This window comes from Olivibacter sp. SDN3, from assembly GCF_014334135.1.
Lineage (GTDB): Bacteria > Bacteroidota > Bacteroidia > Sphingobacteriales > Sphingobacteriaceae > Olivibacter.
This window is the reverse complement of the sequence record NZ_CP060497.1, coordinates 418,668-431,567: the sequence shown is the minus strand read 5'-3', so window position 1 is coordinate 431,567 and position 12,900 is coordinate 418,668. Positions and strand designations below refer to the sequence as shown.

The window sequence follows — 12,900 nt, the reverse complement described above, 5'->3', positions numbered from 1 at the left end:
GACCTCAGTTTTCTAAGTGTGCATCAACGGTAATATTAGTGTTAAGCAATTTGGAAATCGGACAGTTCTTTTCTGCATCGGTAACCAGCTCGTCGAACTTTGTTTTCTGAATGCTCGGCACCTTTGCTTTCACTGTTAACGAAGATGTGGTGATGGAACCATCTTTGAGTTCAATGCTGCAAGTAGTTTCCAGACTGTCGGCTTTGAAACCAGCTGCATCAATATTAAAGGCAAGCTTCATGGTGAAACAACCAGCATGTGCTGCTGCAACAAGTTCTTCTGGGTTGGTGCCTTTTCCGTCTTCAAAACGTGTTTTGTAGGAATATTGGGTTTCTTGTAAAACTTCACTTTCAGTAGATAGTTTTCCTTGTCCTTCTTTTCCTGATCCTTGCCATATGGCAGTCGCTTTTCTTTTCATCTGTATATGTTTATTCGTTTTTATGTATACTCCAATCAATGTACTCATGAACCAGTTCAATTAAGTGGGTTCTGTCTTTATTGCTGTTTTGCGTTGTTCTAAGGTGTCAATGAACGCGTAAGTGCTGTTCAATCGTCAATATGGAAGAGCTTTTGCTTATTTTAAGCATACCTGATTTATATGTTCAATTAACTAATGTTTTGTAATATTAGAAGAGAACAATTACCTTGTGGCTTTTGTTTCGGTTGATAGCGTAAGAAGGATGATCGAAAGGTCTAAGCCTATAATTAGGTAGAGGGGCGTACGTTTTAAAAAAGGAGTATTAGATGTTAACATTTGCTTTTATGAGAAAATGTTTTGTTGGTATAGGGCTGATGTCTTTATGTGCAACAAATGTTTTTGCTCAAAAAATAGATAAAAAGTTTAAGCAGTTTTACCGCGATTTCCAGGAAAACGTGACGATTAAGAATATTGACGCGTTGAAAGAAATGATGCATTACCCTTTACAGACTATTTATTGGATTGACGAATTGAACCATTTTACCGACGAGGAAAAAGCAGACGGTTTAATCAATGCTGAACAATTTGAAAAATACTCGGATGTTATATTTCACCAGGATGTACAGCGTTTGGTACCAACAATGGAAGTGGAACGCATACAGCAGATCGATGTTGAGGCCAGCGGCGATTACTACAAAAGATTGGGGAAACTGATAGACGACAAGAGTTCGTTGTTGGAGCTGTATTGTCAATTCTCGGAAGGGAGCAGTGTTGGTGACGATTATTTTGCCTTTATATTTGGCAAAATAAATGATGAATATAAAGTGATTGCCTATTATGGAAAGGAAAGAATAAAGGAGTAGGGGGCTAAAATACCCCCTGAATAATACGTTTAGTAGGCTCCGGGTTACCCATAGTGTAAAAATGGAGAACGGGTGCCCCTAGTTTTATTAATTCCTTACATTGATGAATCATCCATTCAATACCCACTTCTTTTACATCTTTGGGATTTTTGCATGCTTCAATCGCTTCACTTAATTCCAATGGGATATCAAGATGAAATACTTTTGGTAAACTTACCAGTTGTTTTCTGGTGGTGATTGGTTTAAGACCTGGAATGATGGGTACGTTGATACCATGCTTTTTGCACTTTTCCACAAATATTCTGTATTTGTTATTGTCGAAGAACATCTGTGTGACGATAAAATTAGCGCCAAGTTCAACTTTACGTTTGAGGTATTTAAAATCTGTCTCTAAATTTGGAGACTCAAAGTGTTTTTCAGGATAACCAGCCACGCCAATGCAAAAATCTGTTTTTTCGGAGCCCTCCATCATATCATGTAGGTAAACACCATTATTCATATTTACCACATGCTCTAATAATTCAGTGGCATAAGCGTGCCCTCCGGGTGTCGGGATAAATGTACTGTCGCTTTTCCGCGCATCACCTCGTAGAACCAACACATTATCGATACCTAGAAATTGCAGGTCAATCAATGCGTTTTCCGTTTCCTCCTTAGTAAACCCTCCACATATTAAGTGTGGTACGGCATCCACTTTATATCTGTTCATAATTGCCGCACAAGTTGCTACGGTACTTGGACGTTTTCGATATGCGACTTTTTCCAGTAACCCGCTGGGATGTTGTTTATAGATATAATCTTCCCTAAGGTAGGTTACGTCTATAAAGGGAGGGTTGAATTCCATTAATGGGTCAATCGTGTTAAAAATACCCTGGATGCTTTGCCCTTTGATAGGAGGAAGCAACTCAAAGGAAAAAAGAGGTTTGCCTTTGGCGCTAGCAATATGTTCTGTAATTTTCATCCGTATAAATTTGTATGCAAAGGTGATGAAGTTGTCATGATTTTTTACAAGTACTTAGCTGTTTGGTGTTCAATAGCTCACAAGCTCGTCTATCCATTCAGCTGTGTGATTTTGAAAATCATGATGGTTTCATTTTAATATTAGGTGTCAGCGCTCGGTTATCAAGCATCTGATTGCAATAGCTCTATCTTTAATATTTGTTTAAATTTGTTTTAGTCACATTAGATGATCGAATAAGCCTTAAACTGCCTGTATTTATACCTTACTAATAGCCTAAATTTGGCCCCAACCATTTTTCTATTACTTCCAGAGATTCATTTTTACGTATGGCATAATCTTCTACCTGATCTTTGCCTATTTTTCCCACACCAAAATAACGGGATTCCGGGTGGGAAAAATAAAAGCCACTAACGGCAGCTGTAGGATGCATAGCTAAGCTCTCTGTTAAATATATACTTGTGTTTTGCTCTGCTTCCAGCAAATTAAAAAGCGTAATTTTTTCAGTATGCTCGGGGCAGGCAGGATATCCCGGGGCAGGCCTGATTCCGGCATACTGCTCTTTTATAAGATCCTCATTCGTCAGGTATTCGTCAGCAGCGTATCCCCAATACTCTTTCCGGACCAGCTCATGCATTTTTTCGGCAAAGGCCTCTGCTAAGCGGTCGGCCAATGCTTTTACCATAATACTGTTATAATCATCATATTTTTTTTCATACTCGGCCACTAATTCATCACACCCGATTCCGGTGGTAACAGCAAACCCACCCCAGTAATCAGCAATTCTACTCGCTTTGGGAGCAATGAAATCCGATAAAGCGTAGTAAGGTTGACCTTTCGCTTTCTCGGCTTGTTGTCGCAGGGTATGAATGGTGGTTAGTACCTGCTGACGGGTATCATCTTCAAACAAAATGATATCATCACCTACGGTATTTGCAGGCCAAAAGCCTATAACTCCTTTAGCAGTAAGCAAATTTTCACTAACTATTTTATCCAATAGGTTTTTAGCATCATTAAAAAGCTTTGTGGCTTCTATGCCGAAAGTTTTATCCGTAAGGATGCGGGGATAACTACCCTTTAATTCCCAGGTATGGAAGAAAGGTGTCCAATCAATATAAGGGAGCAAATCTTCTAAAGGGAAGCTGTCGAAAACTTTAGTGCCTAAAAACGCGGGTTTTGGTGCTTGGTAGTTACTCCAATCTATTTTGTAGTGATGTTTTCGCGCATCATTAATACTCAACAACCTTTTCTCCGAGCGTTTTTTTAAATGGTTTTCTCTAGCTTTATCATATTCAGCCCGTATGTTGGCCGCATAGGCTGCCCGTGTATCGTTATTCATCAAGTTACTGGCAACCGTTACGCTACGTGAGGCATCTAAGACATGTACGATGGTATTGGAGTAGTTAGGGGCTATTTTTACTGCCGCGTGTATACGGGAAGTTGTTGCGCCGCCGATCATAATCGGTATATCGAATCCTTGCCTTTCTGCCTCCTTTGCTACGTGTACCATCTCGTCTAATGAAGGTGTAATGAGTCCGCTTAAGCCAATGATATCCACCTGCTGTGTTTTGGCTTCGTCCAATATTTTCTGGCTAGGTACCATAACTCCCAAATCGATGACTTCGAAATTGTTGCACGCCAATACGACACCAACAATGTTTTTCCCGATATCGTGTACATCCCCTTTAACCGTTGCCATTAATATTTTGCCAGCATTTTTTCGGTCTCCGGAAGAGGGGTTTTTTGCCTTCTCCGCTTCAATGAATGGTAATAAGTAGGCCACTGCCTTCTTCATTACCCGGGCAGATTTAACCACTTGAGGTAAAAACATTTTACCCTCGCCGAACAGGTCGCCAACAATATTCATTCCGTCCATTAAAGGACCTTCAATGACTTCTAATGGTTGTGCATAGGCCAGGCGCGCCTCTTCCACGTCGTCATCAAGGTAATCAATAATACCTTTTACCAACGCATGCGATAGGCGTCCTTCAACAGAAGTATTACGCCATTCAGCACTTTTTACTTCTGTTTTACCCTTGCTTTTTACCGTTTCAGCAAAATCTACCAGACGTTCTGTCGCGTCTTCCCGTCGATTAAGTAGTACATCTTCGACATAGCTGAGTAGGGTAGGATCAATTTCCTCATATACCTCCAACATACCAGCGTTTACAATTCCCATATCTAAGCCAGCCTTAATAGCATGGAATAGAAAGGCTGAATGCATAGCTTCACGGACCACATTGTTTCCTCTGAAGGAAAAAGAGATGTTACTAACACCTCCACTTACTTTCGCCAATGGGAGGTTTTCTTTGATCCATCGTGTGGCATTGATAAAGTCAACCGCATAATTGTTGTGTTCTTCCAGACCGGTTGCAACCGTTAAAATATTAGGATCAAAGATGATGTCCTGTGGAGGAAAGCCTATGCCGTTCACTAGGATATCATAAGAGCGTTTACAGATTTCGATTCGTCTTTCATAAGAATCGGCCTGTCCTTCTTCGTCAAAGGCCATTACGACTACAGCAGCACCATAGCGCATAATCGTTTGTGCACGTTCTTTGAAAAGCTGTTCGCCTTCTTTGAGAGAAATAGAGTTAACAATACCTTTGCCCTGCAAGCATTTGAGTCCGGCCTCAATGACACTCCATTTGGATGAGTCGACCATGATAGGAAGTTTGGCAATGTCTGGTTCGGAAGCAATAAGGTTAAGGAAGCGTACCATTGCCTCTTCTGAATCAAGCATTCCCTCATCCATATTGACGTCGATAACCTGCGCTCCTCCTTCTACTTGCTGACGCGCAACGGAAAGAGCGGCTTCAAAGTCACCATTAAGGATAAGCTTAGCAAACTTTGGGGAACCCGTAACGTTTGTACGTTCACCAATGTTCATAAAAACGCTTTCCGATGAATAGGTTATGGGTTCAAGTCCACTCAATCGAAGAAAAGGTTCGGGTTTAGGAACCTTTCTGGGTGTCGCTTTTGCCGCTTTTGCTACAATACAACTGATATGCTCGGGGGTTGTGCCACAACATCCTCCGGCAATGTTGACAAAACCGTTCTGTATAAAATCTTCTATGAGATGGGCCGTTTCATGAGGTTGCTCATCGTATCCTCCAAACTCATTTGGTAAGCCGGCGTTGGGGTAAGCAGAAACATAGCACCCCGCTTTTTGGGCCAGCTCTTCAATATGCGGACGCATTTCCTTGGCCCCCAAGGCGCAGTTTAATCCAATGCTAAGAATGTTTCCATGGTTTATTGAGTTTAGAAAAGCTTCAACGGTTTGTCCGGACAGTGTTCGTCCGCTCGCATCTGTAATGGTGCCAGATATCATAATATCTATTGGGGCGTTACCTTTACCAGATGCCTTTAACTCATTTTCATATTTGATGATAGAAAAAATGGCCGCTTTAGCATTCAGCGTGTCGAAGATAGTTTCAATTAGCAACACATCAGCACCGCCATCTATTAAACCCCTTACCTGCTCATAATAAGCATCTACTAGGTTGTCGAAGGTTACTGCACGATATCCGGGGTCGTTTACATCTGGAGAAAGAGAGGCTGTTCGATTAGTAGGCCCTATAGCGCCGGCAACAAAACGGGGCTTTTCGGGTGTAAGTTTTGTGTATTCTATGGTAGCTTCTTTTGCAAGCCTTGCCCCTTCATAGTTGAGTTCATAAACTATTGATTCCATTTGATAGTCGGCCATGGAGATCACCTGCGAACTAAAGGTGTTGGTTTCTATGATGTCTGCACCAGCCGTTAAGTAGGCTCTGTGGATATCTTTTATAATGGCTGGCTGGGTAATATTCAAAAGATCATTATTGCCTTTAACTTCACAAGGATGATCATTAAATCGATCGCCACGAAAATCGTCTTCACTCAGCTCGTAAGGCTGAATCATGGTGCCCATCGCACCGTCAATAATTAAAATACGCTTGTTCAGTTCTTCTCTAATATTCATACTGCACTATATCTCGTGCTGGATTGTTGATACCAGGTCTTCTGTTATTTTTAAATGTTGCTTGCATTGAGAGAAAGTCTAGAAAATTGACTTTTGCTTATCTTTCCCTTCTATTTGGGTAGAATGCAGCACCTTGTAAGCACAGGTTGCTAAGACTTCGCAGGGTCTAATCCCTCCGTCTTTCTCAATAAGCATTGCAAATGTCGTTATTAATTTGGTGATTATCAAATGGAATTTATTTATACCCCTTTAAGGTTTGTTTGCTTCCTTATTCTTCAAAACGGTTAAGATTTTCTATGACGACTTTTTAAACAAGAAAGTTATTTGGTGTTTTCGAGTCTATGTTTTGTTGTTTTTTTTGTTAAACCGTATGGAGGCTTGTATGTAAATATGCTATATTGCTTATGTTAAATTGGTTTACCTAAATGATGATACAGCGTTATGGAATATACTGCTAAGAACTGGACGCTCGGTCAAAGGATACTGTTCCGTTTTTTTGGCTCCTTTTTTTTAATTTATATTTTGGGTGGTTTCATTGCTGGTCTTTTTAAAATAATCGTACCATGGTTTGGCTCCTATATACTGCAATTAAAAAGAACTATTACCATATTTACCAATGGGAGTGGTGACACGACCTATGATTATGTGACGATGCTTCTCTATGTATCCTTAGCATTAATGATAACGTTTATATGGAGTATAATCGATAGAAGAGAGCGAAGTTACGATAGATTTTACTATTGGATTGGAGTATTGGTTCGTTACTTTTTGGCCTTGAATATGTTTGTATACGGTTTTTATAAGGTTTTTCATCTGCAAATGTCGTATCCTAATTTAAGTCAACTCATTCAACCATTAGGCGACAAATCGCCTATGGGGTTGGCTTGGGCATATGTCGGCTTCTCCAAAGGGTTTAGTTTTTTTACCGGCGCAGCAGAAATAGTGGCGGGTTTCTTCCTGCTTTTTAGGAAAAGCGCAGTTTTGGGTGCTATATTAACAGCTATTGTAACGCTAAATATTGTCGCTATTAATTTGTTTTTTGATGTACCGGTGAAGCTTTTTTCGATAACACTTTTTTTAATGAGTGTTTTCCTGCTGGCAGGAGATTTCAAAAGATTGCTTGATTTCTTTGTACTTAATAGGTTTACAGCGGCAAAGCCACATATAGTATATTTCAAAAGTAAATGGATGGAAATTTCACGAATTGTACTCAAAAGCCTATTTATTGGTTATTTGTTTTACAATGGTATTATGCTCATTGGCATAAGGGGAATGGAGGCATACGGTGATCAGCGCAAGAAACCTGCATTATATGGCTTGTATGATGCGGAGTTGATGATTAAAAACGGAGATACTATTCCCCCGTTAATTACCGATACAGGACGTTGGAGAAATTTAGTGATTGAATGGGATAGGAATGCTACCTTAAAAATGATGAATGATTCCCTGAAATATTACAGTTTTACTACGGATACACTTAATAAGGCGATCGACCTTTATCCTTACACCGATAGTACATATAAAGGCCGCTTGACATATGAAACGGATAATAATTATCTTATATTGCGAGGTCATATCAAAGGAGATAGTTTACTGATCCGCTTAAAAAGAAGAGAGTTAAACACCTTCCGATTGATGAATAGAGGGTTTCGTTGGATAAATGAATATCCTTACAACAGGTAGTCCAAAATGCTGAAAGATAAATATGACGCGGTTGTAGTTGGTTCGGGTCCAAATGGTTTGGCCGCCGCTATTGTGTTGCAGCAAAAAGGGCTGGATGTATTGCTGATTGAAGGAAAGGAAACGATAGGAGGAGGGCTCCGTTCTTCTCAACAATTACTACCTGGTTATACACTCGATGTTTGTTCGGCTATTCATCCCATGGCTTTACAATCGCCTTTTTTTAAATCTCTAGCCCTGGAAGAACATGGACTTAATTTTATCCATCCTTCCGTATTAGCTGCTCATCCTATGGATGGAGGAGATAGTGTGGGGCTCTTTCCTTCTTTAAGGGCCACTGCGGTTCAGTTGGGCGTGGATGAAGGCAGGTATATGCGCTTCCTTGGTAGCCTTTCCCAATCATGGCCCGCGCTCATCGAAGATGTATTGGCACCGTTACATATACCGAAGATGCCTTTGGATATGATGCGTTTTGGATATAAAGCGCTCCCTTCGGCAAGTTATACTGCCCGAAACTTTAAAACCGAAAAATTAAAAGCATTATGGGCGGGTATGGCAGGACATGCCATGCTGCCATTAAGCTACGCCGGCACTTCTGCGGTTGCTCTGGTATTGCTACTGGCTGGCCATACTGCAGGGTGGCCTATTCCTGAAGGCGGCTCACAAAGTATAGCTAATGCATTAGCCTCTTATTTTAAATCATTGGGAGGTGAAATCAAGACCAATTACCACGTAGACTCCCTGCAAAAATTACCAGCCGCTAAAGCCTTGCTTTTCGACATAGGCCCAAAACAATTACTCGAGATAGCCGGACATAAGTTTTCAAATTGGTACCAAAAACAATTGCAGCGATATCGCTACGGCATGGGAGTGTTTAAAATGGATTGGGTGCTAGAAGGGCCGGTACCTTTCCGTTCAGAAATATGTTTAAATGCAGGCACAGTACATATAGGGAATACTTTTTCAGAAATAGCTGAAGCAGAGTATCAGACGTGGCATGGGAGACATCCGGAAAAACCTTTCGTACTTTTAGCGCAGCAAAGTTTATTTGATACCAAAAGAACAAAGGAAGGAAAACAAATTGTGTGGGCGTATTGTCATGTTCCGCATGGTTCGACAAAAGATATGAACAAGCAGATTGAACGGCAGATCGAACGTTTTGCTCCTGGGTTTATAGATAATATCATATCGAAAAAGACAATGAATGCGCAGCAGTTTGCCGCTTACAATCCAAACTATGTTGGTGGAGATATTAACGGAGGGGCAATGGATATAACACAGTTATTTACGAGACCTGCGTTGTTTGGATCTCCTTACAAAACTTCTGTAAAGGGCATATATATATGCTCCTCATCAACCCCACCGGGAGGTGGAGTACACGGTATGTGCGGTTACCATGCTGCTCATCGCGTTTTAAAAGATCTTTTTAAAAAGCATTAATAATAGTAGAGATAGCTTAATTTTTTACTTATAATCGGTTTTTACGAATATTTTATAGCTATTTTATGAATATTTTAGTCCTAACGATCTGTTTGTTGTAGCGCTATATTTGTATGATTGAAATGTCTACTAAAATAGTAGATTAAATTATTAACGTATTCGATGTTAAAACGATGAAACAGATTAAAGCCAACCTAACAGCAAATCACCTGAAAGATCACTTCGATTTATTATCATGTCGACCTTCAAGAACTTATTCATCGATGTTATATGCGATGATGCGCAACCGCTGTTGTTGCTAAACAATGACCTCACCTGGTAACATACTTATTGCGTCTTTAAAACCATATAAAGACACTGTTTTTAGGAGCTAAATAAATAGATACTGTCACGCACTATCGATTACGTGGCCTCGTATCATTTGCATTTACATTTTATTTATAATGATCAATTTTAACAACTATTTGTCTTTTAAGGCATCCTATCCCTTTATGGAAAAAAAGCGATGGAGAAATTTTTATACAGTTTTGTTCTGGCTTTGGTTTATGAGCCTAGGTCACATGTCTTTTGGGCAAACGAAGCCACTGATTAACTCCACGTTAGATGGAAAGGTTGTTGATGCAGGTACGGGGGAGCCACTCGCTGGAGCAACTGTAGATATCGAAGGAACTACGCATAAAGCTGGTACCGATGGAGATGGAAAATTTAAATTTATAACGGGGCAGAAGTTTCCCTATACCTTGATTGTTCATTACGTTGGATATAAGACTGCCAATGTAGTTGTCAACGGCAGTCCTGTCGAGATTGCTTTAGAACCAGATTTTAATCAATTAGAAGATGTGGTGGTAGTTGGTTACGGTACACAAAGAAGGGGCGATTTAACTGGAGCAATAGCGACGGTACCTGCTGAGGTGAAAGCTCAGCCTGTTGCTTCGGCAGAGCGTTTGTTACAAGGATCCGTTCCTGGTGTGTCTGTAACGCAGACTTCCGGTCAACCTGGTGGTGGTGTAAGTGTTCAGATAAGAGGGAATAATTCGATTACTGCCGGGAGTGATCCGCTCTATGTAATCGATGGTTTTCCAATAGATAACGATTACTCTTCGAATGATGCAGGTGTGAACACAGGTTCAAAAATTAATCCATTATCAACCATTAATACTTCTGATATCGAGTCTATCGATGTATTAAAAGATGCCTCAGCAACGGCAATTTACGGTTCGAGGGGTGCAAACGGAGTGGTAATCATCACAACAAAGAGTGGCTCAAGAAATCAATCCTCTATCAACTACGATGGTTTCTATGGTTATCAAGAAGTTGTGCGAACTATCCCTTTACTAAATGCTGGAGAATGGTGGCAGTTGCGTAAAGATGCGGCAGCAAATTCGGGTAGAACGGCTACATTACCAACGCCTATTGGATATTCGCTGGATACCAGTGGTGTAGGAACAGATTGGCAGGCTGCGGCATTTAGGCAAGCACCCATACAGAACCATAACCTTTCTATCCTGTCTGGAGGCGAGCGTACCCGATTGGCCATTTCCGGTAACTATTTCAATCAGGAAGGAATTTTGCAGAATACAGGATTTAACCGGATTTCTGGTAGAATTAATGTACTTCACGATTATAATGATCGCTTGAAATTGACGGCTAACCTGGCAGCGAGCGGGTCAAAAGCCGATATCGCGCCAACTGCTGTCGTGGGGAACCTGTTGTTAACCCCTCCTGCTTTACCGGTTTATCAGGATGATGGCTCTTTTGTAATCAACAGTCCGTTTGAATCTACTTTGCAGAACCCAATCAATTCTTTATATAATCAACTTAACGAGTCAAAAATCAATCGTCTTTTGGGTAGCGTTTCTGGAGAATATGAAATTATAACCGGACTAAAGGCGAAAGTATTATTGGGAGTGGATATTCTCGACAATAAACAAAACCGCTACTTGCCGAAAACAACGTCCGAAGGTTTGGATTTAGATGGTTTAGCGCAGGTGGGTTCTTTGTTTACCTCGAATTGGTTAAACGAAAATACGTTGAGTTATGATAAAACGATTAACGATAAAAATCGAATTAATGCGATAGTAGGGTTTACTGCGCAGCAATCCAAGAGTGAAGGCGCTGTCGCTGAAGCAGCAGGTTTCGCTACTGATGCCTTCAGTTTTAATAATTTAGCTACTGGGGTAACGAATAGAATTCCTCGTTCCGATGCCAATGACTGGTCGCTTGCTTCATTCCTTGGGCGTGTAAACTATGCTTATGATGATCGTTATTTATTGACGTTAACTTTCCGTTCAGATGGATCTTCGAGATTTGGGGCCGGAAATAAGTGGGGTTATTTCCCATCGGCTGCTTTTGGATGGAACGTTAATAATGAAGACTTTTTTAATGTTAAAAACATTAGTCAGCTTAAGTTGCGTTTAAGTGCGGGAACCACTGGGAACCAGAACATCCCTTCTTATCAATCGTTAGCTCGGTTAGACTACTTTAGATACAACTTTTCAAATACCACTGTGCACGGCTTTGCTCCGATAACTGTGGTAAATCCTAATCTAGGTTGGGAGAAAACCTTTCAGTTTGACGGTGGAATCGATATCGGTCTCTTTGATAACAGAATTAGTATCGTAGCTGATTATTATTATAAAAAGACTACCGACCTGTTATTGAGCAGGACCGTTCCGGGTAGTTCTGGGCTCGCCGAACACGGGGGAGGGCAGGCTGCTACCATCTATCAAAATATTGGTGCGGTTTCCAATCAGGGTATTGAGTTATATGTTAATTCAAATAACCTGACAGGCCCTTTCAGCTGGAAGACCATCGCGATGGTATCGAGAAATACCAATAAGATTTTGGATTTGGGTGAAGGGGTTGATCAGATTATACCAACAATTTCTGAGCCTTCTATTGCCAAGGTCGGTTATCCTTTGGGTTCGTTCATCGTATATCAAACGGATGGAATTATCCAGGAAGGGGATGTGCCACTCACTCCGCAACAGAATAGAAGTCCAGGCGGGCAAAAATATCGAGATATCAATGGCGATGGACAGATCACGCAGGCTGGCGACAGGGTGGTCGTTTCCAATCAACCGGGTTTAGTTGCGGGTCTAACAAACACTTTTTCATACAAGGGCTTTGATCTCTCTGTTTTCTTTCAAGGACAGGCAGGAGGGAAAATCTATAATGCAAACCGCGCCAATCTTGAGCTCGGTACAGGTTACGTAAATGCGTCCCGGGTAATGTTGGATCGATGGACGCCAACAAATACGGATACGGAAGTAAAAGCAGCTTTTCAGGATCCCGCGATCACTATTTCTGATCGTTTTATAGAAAGCGCTTCCTATCTGCGCTTAAAGAATATTGCCTTAGGCTATACTTTGCCAAAAAGCTTTCTTGGTAAAAGTGGCTTAGAAAGTCTTCGTATATATGTTTCTGCACAAAATGCTTGGACACTAACTAATTATACCGGTTTTGATCCGGAAGTAAGCTCCAGTGAGCAGTCGCTGATTAATAGGGGTATAGATAACGGTATCTATCCCAACAATAAATCTTTTCAACTAGGTGTTCAACTTGCATTATAACAATTTTA

Annotated in this window: 7 protein-coding genes and 1 riboswitch; of the genes, 4 read left to right on the top strand and 3 right to left on the bottom strand. The window is 40.8% G+C overall.

The genetic code is table 11. The features are described 5' to 3' along the window. Positions 1–4 precede the first annotated feature (4 nt). Positions 5–418 (bottom strand): OsmC family peroxiredoxin, encoded by a 414-nt coding sequence (locus H8S90_RS01980; RefSeq protein WP_187340951.1) that lies wholly within the window; start codon positions 416–418, stop codon positions 5–7. Between the two features lie 344 nt (positions 419–762). Between H8S90_RS01980 and H8S90_RS01975 the strand changes: the two genes are divergently transcribed. Further along, the gene (locus H8S90_RS01975) at positions 763–1,281 is read left to right on the top strand and encodes a hypothetical protein (protein WP_187340950.1); all 519 of its coding nucleotides are present in this window, start codon (positions 763–765) and stop codon (positions 1,279–1,281) included. Positions 1,282–1,285: 4 nt separating this feature from the next. Here H8S90_RS01975 and metF read toward each other — a convergent pair whose 3' ends face one another. Then, positions 1,286–2,242, bottom strand: a complete 957-nt coding sequence (gene metF / locus H8S90_RS01970) for a methylenetetrahydrofolate reductase [NAD(P)H] (protein WP_187340949.1) — start codon at positions 2,240–2,242, stop codon at positions 1,286–1,288. Between the two features lie 265 nt (positions 2,243–2,507). Beyond that, positions 2,508–6,200 (bottom strand): methionine synthase, encoded by a 3,693-nt coding sequence (gene metH / locus H8S90_RS01965; RefSeq protein WP_187340948.1) that lies wholly within the window; start codon positions 6,198–6,200, stop codon positions 2,508–2,510. Positions 6,201–6,294: 94 nt separating this feature from the next. Continuing rightward, positions 6,295–6,394, bottom strand: a riboswitch (SAM riboswitch). A 247-nt stretch (positions 6,395–6,641) separates the two neighbouring features. Here metH and H8S90_RS01960 point away from each other — a divergent pair. From H8S90_RS01960 to H8S90_RS01950, 3 genes are all read left to right on the top strand, one after another. Further along, on the top strand, positions 6,642–7,883 hold the full coding sequence (locus tag H8S90_RS01960; protein ID WP_187340947.1) for a DoxX family protein: 1,242 nt from the start codon (positions 6,642–6,644) through the stop codon (positions 7,881–7,883). Positions 7,884–7,889: 6 nt separating this feature from the next. After that, positions 7,890–9,320, top strand: a complete 1,431-nt coding sequence (locus H8S90_RS01955; protein ID WP_187340946.1) for an NAD(P)/FAD-dependent oxidoreductase — start codon at positions 7,890–7,892, stop codon at positions 9,318–9,320. Positions 9,321–9,763: 443 nt separating this feature from the next. Then, entirely contained in the window at positions 9,764–12,892 is a 3,129-nt protein-coding gene (locus H8S90_RS01950) for a TonB-dependent receptor (protein ID WP_222852215.1), read from the top strand. Positions 12,893–12,900 lie beyond the last annotated feature (8 nt).

Bases quoted from the DNA above. Each gene is read 5' to 3' on its own strand.
- H8S90_RS01975 (WP_187340950.1), top strand. From the start codon at position 763: ATGAGAAAATGTTTTGTTGGTATAGGGCTGATGTCTTTATGTGCAACA.
- H8S90_RS01955 (WP_187340946.1), top strand. From the start codon at position 7,890: ATGCTGAAAGATAAATATGACGCGGTTGTAGTTGGTTCGGGTCCAAAT.
- H8S90_RS01960 (WP_187340947.1), top strand. From the start codon at position 6,642: ATGGAATATACTGCTAAGAACTGGACGCTCGGTCAAAGGATACTGTTC.
- H8S90_RS01980 (WP_187340951.1), bottom strand. From the start codon at position 418: ATGAAAAGAAAAGCGACTGCCATATGGCAAGGATCAGGAAAAGAAGGA.
- metH (WP_187340948.1), bottom strand. From the start codon at position 6,200: ATGAATATTAGAGAAGAACTGAACAAGCGTATTTTAATTATTGACGGT.
- H8S90_RS01950 (WP_222852215.1), top strand. From the start codon at position 9,764: ATGATCAATTTTAACAACTATTTGTCTTTTAAGGCATCCTATCCCTTT.
- metF (WP_187340949.1), bottom strand. From the start codon at position 2,242: ATGAAAATTACAGAACATATTGCTAGCGCCAAAGGCAAACCTCTTTTT.